Genomic DNA, 16,536 nt, shown 5'->3' on the forward strand with positions numbered 1-16,536 from the left:
TTCCATGCATATTCCTTAATCAAAACACATGACTTTGCAAATCAGTCTTATAGTACCGGTACTTAACGAAGCCGAACATCTCGCCAGCAGACTAAAGACCTTGCAGGAGCTACGAAATCACTGCCGAATACTGCTGGTCGATGGCGGCAGTCACGATAACAGTCCGGCTATTGCAGAACCTTTGGTGGATAAAGTCATCCTCAGCTCAGCTGGTCGAGCCAGACAGATGAATATCGGTGCGCGGCAAGCCGATGCCGATGTATTGCTGTTTCTGCATGCCGACACCCAATTACCCGAAGATGCCGTTAGTTTAATCAGCCAGGCCGTCGCAGCCGGCTACCTGTGGGGGCGTTTCGATGTCAGGTTCGACTGCCCCAAACCTATCTTCAGATTAATTGCCTGCATGATGAATCAACGCTCACGCCTGACCGGCATTGCCACTGGTGACCAGTGTTTATTCGTGACCCAGCAAGCCTTTGAGGCAGTGAGTGGCTTTCCGAAAATTGCATTGATGGAAGATATTGCTATCAGCAGCAGGCTAAAAAAACTTGGCAAACCCTGTTGTTTAAGGGCTAAAGTTGTTACCTCGGCCAGGCGCTGGCAACAATATGGCATTTTTAAAACCATGCTTTTGATGTGGCGTTTGCGGCTAGCCTATTTTCTGGGTGCTGATCCGAATGATCTGGCTAAGCGTTATTACATAAATCCACCACAGAATTAAAAAGGCAATAGACGGTTAAAACTGCTAAAATTGACTTCTTTTCCGACCCCCTTTGCTATTCGCTAAACAGGGCGCATAAGATTCATGACAAAATTCATATTTATCACCGGCGGTGTGGTGTCATCTTTAGGAAAAGGCATCGCAGCATCCTCGCTTGCGGCCATTCTTGAAGATCGCGGCCTCAAAGTCACCATAACCAAACTCGATCCTTACATCAACGTTGATCCCGGCACCATGAGTCCGTTTCAACATGGCGAGGTTTTTGTTACCGAAGACGGTGCCGAAACCGACCTGGATTTGGGCCATTATGAGCGGTTTTTAAAAACCACCATGGCCAAGAAAAACAACTTCACCACCGGCCAGGTATACGAACAAGTACTGCGTAACGAACGCAAAGGCGATTATCTGGGAGCGACTGTACAGGTCATTCCACACATCACCGACGAAATCAAACGCCGGGTTTATGCCAGCGCCGAAGGCAAGGACGTGGCTTTAATCGAAGTCGGCGGCACCGTGGGTGACATTGAGTCACTGCCATTTTTAGAGTCAATTCGTCAAATGGGTGTTGAACTAGGCCATGACAGAGCTTTGTTTATCCATTTAACCTTAGTGCCCTACATTAAATCGGCTGGCGAATTAAAAACCAAACCGACTCAGCATTCAGTTAAAGAATTGCGCACCATCGGTATTCAGCCGGATATTCTGATCTGCCGTTCAGAGCAACCAATTCCGGCCAGCGAACGTAAAAAAATCGCCTTGTTTACCAACGTCAACGAAAAAGCTGTGATTTCAGCCATCGATGCCGACACTATTTATCGCATTCCTTTATTACTGCGCGAACAAGGTCTGGACGACATCGTGGTGGCGCAATTGCGTCTGGATGTCCCACCCGCGGACTTAACCTCCTGGGAAAAAGTGGTCGATGGTTTGACGCATCCGACGGATGAAGTCAATATCGCCATCGTCGGCAAATATGTCGATCACACCGATGCGTATAAATCACTGAACGAAGCCTTGATTCATGCCGGCATCCATACTCGGCATAAAGTCCAGATTACCTACATCGACTCTGAAACCATCGAAGCCGAAGGCACCGCGCAACTGAAAAATGTTGATGCGATTCTGGTACCGGGCGGTTTTGGTGAACGTGGCGTAGAAGGCAAAATTTCCACTGTGCGTTATGCTCGCGAAAATAAAATTCCTTATCTGGGCATTTGTTTAGGCATGCAATCGGCCGTCATTGAATTTGCCCGTAACGTGGTAGGTTTGGAAGGCGCGCATAGCACCGAATTTTTACCCAAAAGCCCTCACCCTGTGATTGGCCTGATTACAGAATGGATGGACGAAGCAGGTGAGCTGAACATACGCGATGCAGAATCCGACATGGGCGGCACCATGCGGCTAGGCGCGCAAAAATGCCGATTAAAATCGGACTCTTTGGCCTTTGATTTGTATCAAAAAGATGTGATCACTGAACGCCATCGCCATCGTTACGAATTTAACAACCAATACCTGAAACAGCTGCAAGAAGCCGGCATGCGCTTTTCAGGCAAATCATTGGATGGCCGTCTAGTGGAAATCATCGAACTACCGGAACACCCCTGGTTTTTGGCCTGCCAATTTCATCCTGAGTTCACCTCGACGCCCCGCATAGGCCACGCGCTGTTTTCCGGTTTTGTCGAAGCAGCATCCAAACACAAATACCCTGAAGGGCACAAGCAACAAGGTACATCATGAAATTATGCAATTTTGAAGCGGGCCTGAATCAGCCGTTTTTCCTGATCGCTGGCCCCTGCGTGATTGAAAGCGAACAAATGTCGCTGGATACGGCCGGCACCTTAAAAGAAATTACCAGCGCATTGGGAATTCCGTTTATATTCAAATCCAGTTTCGACAAAGCCAACCGTTCGTCGATGAACAGTTTTCGTGGCTTAGGCTTGGAAACCGGCTTGCAAATTCTGGAAAAGGTTAAACAACAAATCGGCGTGCCGGTGCTGACCGATGTACATGAAGATACACCGTTGGCCGAAGTGGCTGCCGTGGTTGATGTGATGCAAACCCCAGCGTTTTTGTGCCGCCAAACCAACTTTATTCAAAGCGTGGCCTCCCATGGCATACCAGTCAACATCAAAAAGGGTCAGTTCATGGCGCCCTGGGATATGGATAATGTGGTCAGCAAAGCCAAAGCCACCGGCAACCAACAGATCATGGTTTGCGAGCGCGGTGTATCGTTTGGTTATAATAATCTAGTTTCCGATATGCGCTCTTTGGCTGTGATGCGTGAAACCGGCTGTCCGGTGGTATTCGATGCCACCCACTCCGTGCAATTACCGGGCGGGCAAGGCAATTGCTCCGGCGGCCAACGTGAACATGTGCCGGTATTGGCTCGCGCGGCCATGGCCGTCGGCATCGCAGGCCTATTTATGGAAACCCACCCCAAACCTGAAGAAGCACTCAGCGACGGCCCCAATTCCTGGCCCTTGCACCGCATAAAAGAATTACTTGAAATGCTGATCAGCATCGATAAAGCGGTAAAATCCGCACCGTTTATCGAAACCACTTTGTAAAGTCATCTGATTGACATGTCCAAAATAACCCAGTTATCGAAGTATTCGCTATAAATTCAGTTTAATTTTAACGTCCCTCATTTTTAATCCTACGGAGTATTTGAACACCATGAGCAGAATTGTTGATGTAAAAGCAAGAGAAGTTTTGGATTCGCGCGGAAACCCAACTGTTGAAGCGGAAGTCTATTTGGATTCCGGCATCGTCGGCAGCGCCATGGTGCCATCCGGCGCCTCTACTGGCGAACGCGAAGCGATTGAATTGCGTGACGGCGACAAATCCCGCTATTTGGGCAAAGGTGTATTGAACGCGGTTAACTTCGTCAACACCGAAATTCGTGAAGCCGTACTTGGTATGGATGCCAACAACCAAGCTGCTCTGGACCAAAAAATGATAGACCTGGATGGCACGCCTAGCAAAAGCCGCATCGGCGCCAATGCTATCCTGGGTGTATCCATGGCTGCTGCCCGCGCTGCTGCTCAAGAAGCCGGTGTACCATTGTACAAATTCCTCAACAAATCCGGTGAATTCATCATGCCGGTACCGATGATGAACATCATCAATGGTGGTTCACACGCGGACAACAGCGTTGACTTGCAAGAATTCATGATTTTGCCTGTAGGCGCCCCGACTTTCCGCGAAGCTATCCGTTACGGCGCAGAAGTATTCCACAACCTGGCTAAAGTATTGAAAGCTCGCGGCCTGGCGACTACTGTGGGCGACGAAGGCGGATTCGCGCCTAACCTGTCTTCCAATGAAGAAGCGATCGAAGTCATCCTGGAAGCCATCGAAAAAGCCGGTTACAAAGCGGGCGTCGATATTTTCTTGGGTATGGATGCGGCGGCTTCCGAGTATTTCAAAGACGGCAAATATGTACTGTCTGCCGAAGGTCGCAGCTTCAACTCAGCTGAAATGATCGACTTCCTGGCGGCTTGGGTGGACAAATACCCTATCATCTCTATTGAAGACGGCCTGGACGAAAACGACTGGGACGGCTGGAAACTGCAAACCGAAAAATTAGGCGACAAAATCCAATTGGTCGGCGACGATTTGTTCGTTACCAACCCGGCGATTTTGAAAGAAGGCATAGACAAAGGTATCGCCAACTCCATCCTGATCAAAGTTAACCAAATCGGCACCTTGACCGAAACTTTGGCAGCTATCGATATGGCTGCTGCTGCGGGTTACAGCGCGGTAGTTTCTCATCGTTCCGGCGAAACCGAAGACACCACTATTGCCGACTTGGTTGTTGCTACCGGCACCGGCCAAATCAAAACCGGTTCTTTGAGCCGTTCCGACCGCGTGGCTAAATACAACCGTCTGATGAAAATTGAAGACGAGTTGGGCGATAATGCCAAATACGCCGGTCGTAGCGCGTTTAAAATGCTGTCTTGATCTAACAATGTAGGCTGGGTTTACCCTTCGGGCATAAAAGCGAAGCGTAACCCAACATTTGGCTAACGTGTTGGGTTACGACTACCGAGCTCGGCAACTGCTCCATGCGTTGCCCTACCTCCTGCATACATGCAGTCGTAACCCAACCTACATATTTTGAGAAGCCGTCATTAAATACATCACCATCCTCATCATTGCACTGATTTTGCACTTCCAATATCGGTTGTGGATTGGTGATGCCAGCGTGTCGCAAATTAGCGCACACCGGCAGCATATCGATGAATTAAACAAAGAACTACAAGAAAAGAAAGACCGCAATGATGCGCTTTATGCTGAAGTACTGGACTTACGTAGCGGCCTGGAAACTATTGAAGAACGTGCCCGTTACGAACTGGGCATGGTCAAGGAACACGAAACTTTCTTTCAAGTGCTTGAGTAGCGCATGAACCATACAAAAAAATGTTGGGCCGTAGTGCCCGCAGCTGGCGTCGGCAAACGCATGCAAGCCGATCGCCCCAAACAATATCTGCCGCTGGCAGGCAAAACCGTCATCGAGCATACTTTAGCGCGATTATTGCAATCCGGTGCCTTTCAGGCCGTCGCTGTAGCGATTTCGATTGAAGACCCCTACTGGCCGGAACTGGACATTTCCCAACATCCCAACGTGATAACCGCCCCTGGCGGCAAGGAACGCGCGGATTCGGTGCTGTCTGCGCTGAAAGCCCTAGAAGGCAAAGCAGACGAAAACGACTGGGTGTTGGTACACGATGCCGCCCGCCCCTGTTTAACTACCGAAGACATTCATCTGCAAATCGACAGCTTAAAAAATGACACGGTGGGCGGGATTTTGGCATTGTCATCGCACGACACATTGAAACATGTCGATGGCAACTGCATCACTACAACTGTTGATCGCAAACACATCTGGCGGGCGCTAACGCCACAGATGTTCAAATACGGCATGCTGCGCGACGCCTTGCAACAAACCGAAGGCAACCCGGCCATCACCGACGAAGCCAGTGCGCTGGAATTGCTAGGCTTTCAGCCCAAAATTGTCGAAGGCCGACCGGATAACATCAAAATCACTCGCCCGGAAGATCTGGCGCTAGCGCAATTTTATATGGAGCAACAAACATGATACGTATTGGACAAGGCTATGATGTACACCGTTTTAATGAAGGTGATCACATCATTCTGGGCGGCGTAAAAATTCCTTACGAAAAAGGCCTGGAAGCCCATTCCGATGGTGACGTGGTGTTACACGCCCTGGCCGACGCAATTCTAGGCGCTGCAGCACTGGGTGACATAGGCAAACACTTCCCGGATACTGATCCGGAATTCAAAGGTGCTGACAGCCGTGTTCTCCTGCGTCATGTGTATAAAATTGTGCAGGAAAAAGGCTATAAGCTGGTGAATGCTGACGTTACCATCATTGCTCAAGCGCCGAAAATGCTGCCACATATTACCGATATGCGCGCCAATATCGCCGCCGATTTGCAGGTCGACATTGACTTCATCAACGTCAAAGCGACCACCACTGAAAAGCTGGGCTTCGAAGGTCGCAAGGAAGGCATTGCCGTGCAAGCAGCTGTGCTGATTGAGAAATAGTTCCCCGACTCTCACAACAATAAACCTCATATGACGGATTATCAAATACCGGAATGGCCTTATGCCTACGGCGGACCTTCAGCTGTTGGCAACATCAAAGTTGAGCCTGACGATTTCATTGTTGAAGAGCAATTGTCCTTCGACCCAGAAGGCAATGGCGAACATGTGTTTTTGTATATCGAAAAAATCGGCGAAAACACCGAATATGTCGCACGTTTAATGGCCCGTCATGCCGGCGTCAGACAGCGAGACATAGGATACGCCGGACTGAAAGACCGCCATGGTCGCACCCGACAGTGGTTTAGCATTTGGTTGCCAGGCCAGGAAGACCCCAACTGGTCGGCATTGGAATCTGATCACCTCAAAATCCTGCAAAGCATACGCCACGCGCGTAAACTCAAACGCGGCGTTTTGGCCGGTAACCGATTCAGTTTGCTGATTCGGAACTGGCAAGCCGACTTTAACATCACCGAACAACAACTTCAGCAAATCAAACACCACGGCTTCCCCAATTACTTCGGCGAACAACGCTTTGGTCATCAAGGCCGTAATATAGAAAAAGCCTTAGCGATATTTGCCGGTGAAAAAGTCAGACGCGAACAGCGCTCGATTTATCTATCGGCTGCACGTTCATATTTGTTTAATTTGGTACTGGCCGAACGGGTAGCATCTAAAACCTGGAATAGCGGTTTGCCCGGCGATGTATTCAACTTAAATCACACTAACAGTCATTTTCAGACTGAAGTGTTAGATCAAACCTTACAAGACCGCTTGAGTCAGGGAGATATTCATCCTACTGGCATGTTGTGGGGGAAAGGCGACAGTGGCGTCAGCGCAGAGGTTCTCAAGCTGGAACTGGCCATTATCGCTGAACACCCATTGTTGGCTGATGGTCTTTTGAAAGAGGGACTGGAACAAGATCGCCGCACCCTTCGCGTGATCCCGGAAAATCTTTTTTGGCAATTAGAAGCTGATAAATTACGCCTGAACTTCGGCTTACCTGCCGGCAGCTACGCCACCAGTTTATTACGCGAAATAGTCAACACTGCTATAACGCAATGACTATCTGGACTAGGGAAACCTTAGTCTAATGATTATAAGCGCCGTTAAAACCCAATTGTTTCCAGGCCTCGTAAAGCACGATAGAGACTGTATTCGATAGATTAAGGCTGCGGCTTTCCTGACGCATAGGTAAATATAATTTCATTGCCTCTGGATGTTGCTTAAGAAAGTCGGCCGGCAAGCCGCGCGATTCCGGGCCAAACAACAAGGCATCACCGGATTGAAACTGGACTTTGCTGTAACTAACCCTTCCTTTGGTGGTTAAAGCGAATAATCGATTAGGATTCGCGTGCTGGATATAATCATCCAGCGTCGCATATTGTTTCAGACTAACCCATTCGTGGTAATCCAAACCCGCGCGGCGTAAACGTTTATCGTCCAACTCAAAGCCCAGCGGCTGAATCAAATGTAACTGTGCACCAGTATTGGCGCACAGTCTTATTATATTGCCTGTATTCGCTGGAATCTCGGGTTCGAATAAGACAATATCCAGCATGGATTATTTACTAGCCACGTCAACAGGAGTCAGTTTCCATATCTCGCGATTGTAATCTGAAATAGTCCGATCGGTGGAGAACTTGCCGCTGGCAGCCGTGTTGAGTATGCTCATTCTGGTCCAGTTTTCCTGGTCTCTCCAGGCCTCATCCACCCGTTTTTGTGCATCCACATAACTACGAAAATCGGCAATCGTCATCCAGGGGTCATGCTGACTTTTCATGGCCCCAATGACATCATCAAAAATACCCTGTTCAAACTGGCTAAAATGACCACATTCCAACAAATGCAATACACCTTGCAAATCAGCATCCTGGTCGATATAAGTTTGCGGGTTGTAGTGAGGCCGCAGGGCTTCCACTTCTTGTTCAGTTAAGCCAAACAAGAAAAAGTTTTCTTCACCGACTTCCTCACGAATCTCTATATTGGCACCATCCAAAGTACCGATGGTTAAGGAACCGTTCATCATAAACTTCATGTTACCGGTACCTGAGGCTTCTTTGCCCGCAGTCGAAATTTGCTCGGACAAATCCGCACCTGGGCAGATTTTTTCCATCGCCGAAACTCGGTAATTAGGCAGAAAAACCAGCTTGAGCTTTTCGCCGACTTCAGGATCGTTATTAATGACGCTAGCGACATTATTAATCAATTTAATGATTTTCTTCGCCATCACATAACCTGGTGCCGCTTTGCCACCGATCAACACACAGCGATCCACCCAGTTTTTGGTATCCCCGCGTTTGATGCGGTCATAAAGATGGATGACATGTAAAACATTCAGCATTTGCCTTTTGTACTCATGAATCCGCTTAACCTGTACATCAAACAATGCATTTACATTGATATCGATTTCCAGTTCTGCTTTTTTAAAATCCACCAAACGTTGCTTGCTGTCCTGATTCAGATCACGCCATATTTTTCTAAATGCCGCATCTTCCGCATAAGGCTTGAGTTTGGCTAATTGTGATAAATCCGTGATCCAGTCGTCACCGATAGTCTTGGTAATCAGTTCTGCCAATTCAGGATTACAGCCTGCCAACCAACGTCTTGGCGTAACACCGTTGGTTTTATTATTGAATTTTTGCGGCCACAGCTCATAAAAATCCTTGAACAGGCCTTCTTGCAATAATTTTGAATGCAACTCAGCAACGCCATTGACCGAATAACTGCCGACGATGGCCAAATAAGCCATGCGGACTTGTTTTTCATGGCCTTCCTCGATGATTGACATTCTCCCTAGACGATCACTATCTCCCGGCCAGTGCGCTGAGACTTCTGCCATGAAATGCGCGTTAATTTCGAAAATGATTTCCATCAAGCGCGGCAACAAATTCTGCATCAAGTTTACCGACCATCTTTCCAGTGCTTCCGGCAACAGGGTATGGTTGGTGTACGCCATGGTACTACGAGCAATATTCCAGGCTTCATTCCATGTCAAACCATGAATATCCATCAATAAACGCATCAATTCAGCAACGGCAATACTTGGATGCGTGTCGTTTAACTGGAAACAGTTTTTCTCGGCAAATTTGGAAAAATTCCTGCCGTGACGACCAACCCAGTTGGCAATAACGTCTTGTAAACTGGCCGAGGCCAATAAATATTGCTGCTGTAGACGCAAAGCTTTGCCATTTTCGTTGGCATCGTTTGGATATAACACCATGGTGATATTTTCAGCGGTGTTCTTTTGCGCAACGGATTCCGCATAATCGCCGGCATTGAACTCTTGCAGATTGAATTCTTCTGTGGCAGTCGCCTTCCATAATCGCAAGGTATTAACCGTGCCGTTTTTAAAACCAGGCACCGGTGTATCGTAAGGCATGGCTAACACATCACGGGTCTCTATCCAGCTAGTGCGCTTGTTGCCATATTCATCAACATGTGATTGTGTGCGGCCACCAAATTTAACCCGGGTCATGTATTCCGGACGCTCAATCTCCCAGACATTTCCGTTGCGTAGCCAGTGATCGGGCTTTTCTACCTGTTCGCCATTAATGATTTCCTGGGCGAACATGCCATATTCATAGCGCAAACCATAGCCGGTTACCGGCAACTGCAAAGTGGCGCAACTGTCAATGAAACAAGCCGCCAGCCTACCCAAACCACCATTACCCAAACCTGCATCAGGTTCGCTTTCCATCAGTTCTTCGGCTTCCAGCCCCATATCGTACAGGGCTTTGTTGACAGCATCATCCAAACCCAGGTTAAGCATGGCATTGCTTAACGAGCGGCCCATCAAAAATTCCATCGATAGATAGTAGGCTTTTTTACAGTCTTCATCGCGATAGACGTTATAGGTTTTTTTCCAGCGCTCGACTAATCGATCACTGATGACCAGTGACAAAGCTTCATAGGCGTAATGGGGTGATCGGCAGTTCTCATCCCGACCTAAACGATTACTGTAATAGTGTTTAAAATCGGCAGTAATGCTTTTTTTTTCCATCCCCAACTTGGGCAGTTTGGTAATGTCGGATTTGGGATTACTTTTTCGGAAGACTTTATGTGGCATCGTTTTACCTTTCTAGGCTGTGGATATTGGAATTTTGGTAACCAACTATCTATACAAACGATAGGTTAGTGAGTCTATAACCGCTCAACTAACCTGCCGCCCGCTGCAAATTTTGCCAAAGTTATCAGCTCAATTTGCCGTGACACTGTTTATATTTTTTTCCTGATCCGCAAGGACAAGCATCATTACGACCAACCTTATGGCCTTCTCTGGTAAAAGGCTGCTCTTTATTGAGTGGATCTCCAGCAGGGAGCTCTGACTCGGCTTCTTGTTGTTCCGCCTCAAACGCGGAATGCGCTTCAGCATGTTCGTAATGCATCTCTATCGGCGCCTGACGTTGCTCGTCTATGGCTTGCACATCTTCTTCGCGGGTAACCTGCACCTTAGCCAGTATCGTTACCACTTCCTGTTTGATGTGAGTCAAAAGATTATTGAACATCTCAAAAGCTTCGCGCTTGTATTCCTGCTTGGGATCTTTTTGACCATAACCACGTAAGTGTATACCCTGACGCAGTTGATCCATTGCGGCTAAATGCTCTTTCCAACCATTATCCAGTACTTGTAGCATGACAGATTTTTCGAAATGCCTGATGACATCGACGCCAATAGAAACCGCTTTGCCATCAGCCTCCTGTTCGGCTTTTTCGATAATCAATTGTCGCAATTTAGGTTCATTCAACGTGCGATCCTGATCCAGTATCTCGGCGATCGGTATCTGCAGATTTAATTCCTCCTGTAGATAGAACTCAAGCCCCTGGATATCCCATTGTTCTTCCATCGTTTTGGGTGGAATGAACCGAGTAATAGCATCGTTGATGACATCGACACGAATCGCCGAAATGATGTCGTTAATTTCTTCAGCCGCCATCAATTCGTTACGCTGCGAATAAACCACTTTACGTTGATCGTTGGCAACATCGTCGTAGGCCAGGATTTCTTTACGAATATCAAAGTTACGGCCTTCGACCTTACGCTGCGCGCTTTCGATAGAACGTGTTACCCAGGGATGCTCAATAGCCTCACCTTCTTCCATGCCCAGCTTTTGCATCAAGCCAGCCACACGCTCGGAAGCAAATATCCGCATCAAATCATCTTGTAACGACAAATAAAAACGTGATGAACCCGGATCACCTTGACGACCGGAACGACCTCTCAGCTGATTATCGATCCGGCGCGACTCATGTCGCTCGGAACCAATAACATGCAGACCGCCACTCTCCAGTACTTTTTGATGTCTATCCAACCAGGCACCACGAGCTCGTTCTTTGTCTGCATCACTAACATCTTCACCCAGTGCAGCCAATTCAGCCGATAAATTGCCACCCAACACGATATCGGTACCGCGACCCGCCATATTGGTGGCAATAGTCACTGCGCCCGGCATACCGGCATTTTCCACGATATGTGCTTCTCGCTCGTGTTGTTTGGCATTCAAGACTTCGTGCGGAATATTTTGCTGGGCCAATAATGCGGCAATTAATTCTGATTTTTCAATGGAGGTGGTTCCCACCAACACCGGCTGACCACGTTTGTAGCAATCTTTAATATCTTCGACGACGGCTTTGTTTTTTTCCTCTGTGGTTAGATAAACCAGGTCACCCATATCTTTACGAATCATCGGCCGGTGTGTAGGTATCACCACCACTTCCAATCCATAGATTTTGTTCAACTCGAAGGCTTCAGTATCGGCAGTACCCGTCATACCGGACAATTTTTGGTACAAACGGAAATAGTTCTGAAAGGTGATAGAGGCCAGAGTCTGGTTCTCATTTTGAATGGTCACCCCTTCTTTGGCTTCAATCGCCTGATGCAAACCTTCGGACCAGCGCCGCCCGGTCATCATCCGACCAGTAAATTCATCGACAATGATGATTTGGTCGTTTCTGACCACGTAATCAACATCTTTCTGGAACAACACATGTCCACGCAAAGAAGCATTTAAATAATGCATCAGGCGAATATTGGCTGGATCGTAAAGAGTAGAACCTTCTTCGATCAAGTCATGCTCAACCAATAATTGTTCGACTTTCTCGTAACCGGACTCGGTTAAATGCACTTGGCGGGATTTTTCGTCAACGAAATAATCGCCCGGCATTTGATCCTGATTTTCCGGATCATCAGCTTTTTCCTGGCGAATCAGATGTGGAATGACTTGATTGGTTCTTAGATAAACTTCGGTACTGCCATCAGCCTGACCGGAAATAATCAACGGCGTTCTGGCTTCGTCAATCAAGATGGAGTCCACCTCATCGATAATGCCGAAAAACAAATCGCGTTGTACTTTCTGCTCCAGGCTAAACGCCATATTGTCGCGCAGATAATCAAAACCAAATTCGTTATTGGTACCATAGGTAATATCAGCAGCATAAGCTTCTTTCCGCTCATCATGCCCCAGATCACTAACAATAACGCCGGTAGTCAAACCTAAAAACCCGTAGAGCTGGCCCATATTTTCCGCATCGCGGCGAGCCAGATAGTCATTGACGGTGACCACATGCACGCCGCGACCAGGCAAAGCATTTAAATATGCCGCTAGCGTCGCCATCAGGGTTTTACCTTCACCGGTTTTCATTTCAGCGATTTTGCCGCTATGAAGCACCATACCGCCAATCAATTGCACATCAAAATGGCGTAAACCGTAAACACGTGTGGAACCTTCACGCACGAGTGCGAAGGCTTCAGGGATCAGATTGTCGAGTTTTTCACCCTCAGCTAAGCGATCACGAAACTCCTGAGTTTTGGCTTTTAAGGCCGCATCCGACAGCTTTTCATATTCTGCGGCCAAGGCATTGACTTTTTTGACCAGCTTGCTTTTTCTCTTGATCAGCCTATCGTTACGGCTACCAACTACCAATTTAACCAGCTTACCCAGCATGATACTTCCAGTGTGTGAGTGAATTCAAAGCGGGCAATTATAAACCCTATAACGCCTTCATCGCCAGAAAACAACCTATGCAATCAGTGAAATAGCTCTTCCCCCCCTTAAAAACAAACTAATACAATCAAGCTTCAGCCGCGAATTTCATTGGATTAATATAAATTATTGAGACACACATACCATCGCAGAAATGACTGATATTTCTGTTAAAGCATGCGCATGCAGGCATACTGCACTGCTAGTTATTCAAAATAAACCTGGCAAAACACTGAATTTTAGACTGCAACCCTACTAATTCCCCTAATCTAAAACCATAAGAGTTCGTTTGACAATTGCACCCGGCATGCTTTGACATAGACACTCCTAGTCATAGGCGTATAATTTGTTTGTAATCCCAAACGAATCTTAAGGCCTTGGCCTGCTATGCAAACAGTTTGAATCCCCCCATCAGCCTTTTGAGTCCCCATGAAAATTGTCATTCTTGGCGCCGGTGTCACCGGCTCTTCAGTTGCCGGCGCCTTAGCCAGTGAAGAAAACGACATTGTCGTCATCGACAAAAAGCCTCATTTACTTTCGGCGCTAAAGTCACGCCTGGACATCGGCACGATTGAAGGCAACGCCGCTCACCCCGGCGTACTGGAACAAGCCGGCGTTGGCACAGCCGACATGGTTATAGCCGTCACTGACCGCGACGAAACCAATATGTTGGCTTGCCAAGTTATCAATACACTGTATGCCAAGCCCAAAACTATCGCCCGGGTTCGCGCCATTGACTTCCTCAACCACCCTGAATTATTTCAACCCGGCGGAATCGACATTGTCATTAGCCCGGAACAAGTCGTCACCGAAGCCATCCATAACCTGATCAAATACCCAGGCGCTTTGCATGTTTCTCAATTTGCCGATGGTTTAGTGCGCTTGGTGTCAATTCGCGTGGTACCCAACGGTTTTTTAACGGGCAAACCGATACAGGCTGTCAAAGAAAAACTGGCTGATGGCATGATCCGCGTGGTGGCCATTTTTCGTGATGGCAAGGCCATAGTGGTCAATGGGGAAGCCTTGATTGCGACAGGGGATGAAGTATTTTTCGTCTGCCCACGCGATAAAGTACGTAAAACCCTAGCTGATTTGCACAAACTGGAAAGCCCGATCAAATCGATTTTACTGGCCGGTGGCGGTCATGTCGGCAAGCGCCTGGCTATAGCTTTAGAAAACAATTTTCACGTCAAGGTAATTGAGCAAGATCTTAACCGTGCCAAAGAAATCTCAAATGACTTACGTAAGACCATGATTTTACATGGTGATTGTACTGATGAAGCGCTGTTGCAGGAAGAACAAATCGAAGACATCGACCTGTTTTGCGCCATCACCAACAACGATGGCATTAATCTGATCTCGGCAGGATTAGCCAAGAAACTCGGCGCCAAAAAATCCATCTGCCTGATTAATAACAATTCCTATCTAAAATTACTGGCAGATACCGATATCGATTTGGTCATACAACCTAAACTTGAAACGCTGGGAGGCATACTTCGACACGTGAGAAAAGGTGACGTGGTCGGGGTCAGTTCCGTCTGTGGCGGCAGCGCCGAAGCCATTGAAGCTATCGCTCATCGCAGCAAAAATTCCGCATCAGGATCGGTCGTTGGACTCAGGGTTGATCAAATCAACCTGCCTGATGGTGTTATTTTAGGCGCACTTATACGTGAACAGGAAATGATTCAGATTCATCATGACACGGTATTTTCAGAGGGTGATCACGTCGTGATGTTTGCGCTGGATAAAAAACTTATTAAGGCTATTGAAGGTTATTTTCAACCCATCTAATTCAAAAATAGTGGCTAGCACGATGAAATCCGTAGCAGAAAATTTTAACGGTCAGTATCAATGAAAGCCAGTGTCTTTTGCGGCATGCCGGCAGAGCCAGTCTGCTGCAAGGAAAACTGACTATCTTCATGCACTGCGGTCATGAACTGAATCAGTTGCATCTCAATTTTGACTCTTTCCTGCGCATCTTGTGTTTCCCACATGCTGTTCAACAACTGTTTGGCATGATGGTGGATAGTAAACGCCACCGCTTCGGGCAAATGAACGTAACTGGAGCGCAACGAATCTTTTAAACCATCCAGCGACTGCAGATATTGCTGATAGTCTTTTAAATCTTGCTTGCATTGAGTTTTTACCATGGCCAATTCATTTTGATTTTTGGTCTGGCTAATCGCTAATTCATGAGCCAACTGCTGCGTCCGCTTTTTTAACTGCGCCACTAAAACTTGCTCAGCCAAGACTTGAGCCTGACGTAAAGCCGCAATATCCGGCTGCCTGGTTAACTGCCAGCGCAGACCCTCATCGCGTTTTTCGCGCCAAAACCCTAGCACCCGACTTAGCCAGTTATAGAGGCTTGGCATAACAAGTTATTGCGTAAAGACAGCATAGCCTGAGGATCAGCTTGTTTTTGATGTTGTTTTAAGGCTTTGTAAGAACTAGGCGTCATTGAATCTGCCAACTCTACTTTGATTGCTTTGAACAGCAATCGACTTTGTTTTTTATTATTAGCCGCCAGCAATCGCTGCTGTTCTAATTGGGTTAAATAATGCAGTTGGCGTTTTTCCAGCAACAACTTTTGCCCTGAGGCATGTTGATAAAACTGCAACATCACAAATCGCCGTAAAATCCTGCTTTCTTGACGAAAATAGCGTTTGATGTCATGAAATGCAACCTGCAGTATCACGCCGGTCACCCAGAAAATCAATAAAGCAAAGGCCAGCAACAATATATTGCCAGCCAAGGCATAACACCAGCCAGCCAGCGACAAAAAGCCCAGCTGCCAGACGCTAAAACCGAGTAGCAACAGTGTCATTGCTAGGCCACAAGCCAGTAGAACAGCATAGAGTGCGACTCTAGCCATACGGATTAAGCAGGCCTCTGAATAAACTCTAAAGCATTGCCGTCTCTATCCCTACAAAATAAGGCTTTGCGACCTGAAAGGCTCATGGTGTAAACGAATCCGGCCTGCTCAAGCGCATCGCGCAAGGCATCCACCGAACTGCAATGCATCGCCACATGCCTATCTCGCCCGCCATGCTCCGGTCGGCCTGCGGTGGGATCAGGATTATCCAGCTCCAGCAAATGAATCTGCTGCGCGCCCAGCTGTAGCCAGGCACCGGGGAATGGCAGATTGGGGCGTTCCGTAGGCTGCATTCCTAATACATCCCTATACAGCTTGAGCGATTGCTCGGTATCGGAGACGATCAGGCTGGCATGATGAATCGTTAAATTGAATTTGGACATGGCAAAAACCAG

At 47.6% G+C, this 16,536-nt stretch carries 15 protein-coding genes; 9 read left to right on the forward strand and 6 right to left on the reverse strand.

Features of this window, described 5'->3' with window-relative positions; translation table 11 throughout:
• The first annotated feature begins 28 nt into the window (after positions 1-28).
• From A1359_RS17810 to truD, 8 genes are all read left to right on the forward strand, one after another.
• Positions 29-721 (forward strand): TIGR04283 family arsenosugar biosynthesis glycosyltransferase, encoded by a 693-nt coding sequence (locus A1359_RS17810; RefSeq protein ID WP_066986400.1) that lies wholly within the window; start codon positions 29-31, stop codon positions 719-721.
• A gap of 84 nt (positions 722-805) precedes the next feature.
• A complete protein-coding gene (locus tag A1359_RS17815; RefSeq protein ID WP_066986403.1) occupies positions 806-2,458 on the forward strand; it encodes a CTP synthase in 1,653 nt (550 codons plus the stop codon).
• Positions 2,455-3,288 (forward strand): 3-deoxy-8-phosphooctulonate synthase, encoded by an 834-nt coding sequence (kdsA, locus tag A1359_RS17820; protein WP_066986406.1) that lies wholly within the window; start codon positions 2,455-2,457, stop codon positions 3,286-3,288. The genes A1359_RS17815 and kdsA overlap by 4 nt, the downstream gene beginning before the upstream one ends.
• Before the next feature lie 109 nt (positions 3,289-3,397).
• Complete coding sequence (eno, locus tag A1359_RS17825; protein WP_066986409.1) at positions 3,398-4,681, forward strand: phosphopyruvate hydratase; 1,284 nt, start codon at positions 3,398-3,400, stop codon at positions 4,679-4,681.
• A 205-nt stretch (positions 4,682-4,886) separates the two neighbouring features.
• Positions 4,887-5,120, forward strand: coding sequence for an FtsB family cell division protein (locus A1359_RS17830; RefSeq protein WP_332310096.1), 234 nt, complete (start codon positions 4,887-4,889; stop codon positions 5,118-5,120).
• Positions 5,121-5,123: 3 nt separating this feature from the next.
• Positions 5,124-5,819 (forward strand): 2-C-methyl-D-erythritol 4-phosphate cytidylyltransferase, encoded by a 696-nt coding sequence (gene ispD, locus A1359_RS17835; protein ID WP_066986414.1) that lies wholly within the window; start codon positions 5,124-5,126, stop codon positions 5,817-5,819.
• A complete protein-coding gene (ispF, locus tag A1359_RS17840) occupies positions 5,816-6,289 on the forward strand; it encodes a 2-C-methyl-D-erythritol 2,4-cyclodiphosphate synthase (protein WP_066986417.1) in 474 nt (157 codons plus the stop codon). The genes ispD and ispF overlap by 4 nt, the downstream gene beginning before the upstream one ends.
• Before the next feature lie 30 nt (positions 6,290-6,319).
• A complete protein-coding gene (truD, locus tag A1359_RS17845) occupies positions 6,320-7,351 on the forward strand; it encodes a tRNA pseudouridine(13) synthase TruD (protein WP_066986420.1) in 1,032 nt (343 codons plus the stop codon).
• A gap of 25 nt (positions 7,352-7,376) precedes the next feature.
• Here the strand turns inward: truD and trmL are convergent, their stop codons facing one another.
• The 3 genes from trmL to secA all read right to left on the reverse strand — a co-directional run bounded on the left by trmL (position 7,377) and on the right by secA (position 13,230).
• Entirely contained in the window at positions 7,377-7,847 is a 471-nt protein-coding gene (trmL, locus tag A1359_RS17850; RefSeq protein WP_066986423.1) for a tRNA (uridine(34)/cytosine(34)/5-carboxymethylaminomethyluridine(34)-2'-O)-methyltransferase TrmL, read from the reverse strand.
• Positions 7,848-7,850: 3 nt separating this feature from the next.
• A complete protein-coding gene (locus A1359_RS17855; RefSeq protein WP_066986426.1) occupies positions 7,851-10,355 on the reverse strand; it encodes a glycogen/starch/alpha-glucan phosphorylase in 2,505 nt (834 codons plus the stop codon).
• 124 nt (positions 10,356-10,479) lie between these two features.
• Positions 10,480-13,230, reverse strand: a complete 2,751-nt coding sequence (secA, locus tag A1359_RS17860; protein ID WP_066986429.1) for a preprotein translocase subunit SecA — start codon at positions 13,228-13,230, stop codon at positions 10,480-10,482.
• A 468-nt stretch (positions 13,231-13,698) separates the two neighbouring features.
• Here secA and trkA point away from each other — a divergent pair, with 468 nt between their 5' ends.
• Positions 13,699-15,060, forward strand: coding sequence for a Trk system potassium transporter TrkA (trkA, locus tag A1359_RS17865; RefSeq protein WP_066986432.1), 1,362 nt, complete (start codon positions 13,699-13,701; stop codon positions 15,058-15,060).
• 44 nt (positions 15,061-15,104) lie between these two features.
• Here trkA and A1359_RS17870 read toward each other — a convergent pair whose 3' ends face one another.
• Genes A1359_RS17870 through A1359_RS17880 form a run of 3 tightly spaced genes read right to left on the reverse strand, consistent with a single transcriptional unit; the run spans position 15,105 to position 16,524 of the window.
• Entirely contained in the window at positions 15,105-15,641 is a 537-nt protein-coding gene (locus A1359_RS17870; protein ID WP_066986435.1) for a hypothetical protein, read from the reverse strand.
• On the reverse strand, positions 15,617-16,141 hold the full coding sequence (locus A1359_RS17875; protein WP_157200595.1) for a hypothetical protein: 525 nt from the start codon (positions 16,139-16,141) through the stop codon (positions 15,617-15,619). The genes A1359_RS17870 and A1359_RS17875 overlap by 25 nt, the downstream gene beginning before the upstream one ends.
• A gap of 5 nt (positions 16,142-16,146) precedes the next feature.
• The gene (locus A1359_RS17880) at positions 16,147-16,524 is read right to left on the reverse strand and encodes a VOC family protein (protein ID WP_066986442.1); all 378 of its coding nucleotides are present in this window, start codon (positions 16,522-16,524) and stop codon (positions 16,147-16,149) included.
• Positions 16,525-16,536 lie beyond the last annotated feature (12 nt).

Origin of the sequence: Methylomonas lenta (genome assembly GCF_001644015.1) — a bacterium.
GTDB classification, from domain to species: Bacteria; Pseudomonadota; Gammaproteobacteria; order Methylococcales; family Methylomonadaceae; genus Methylomonas; species Methylomonas lenta.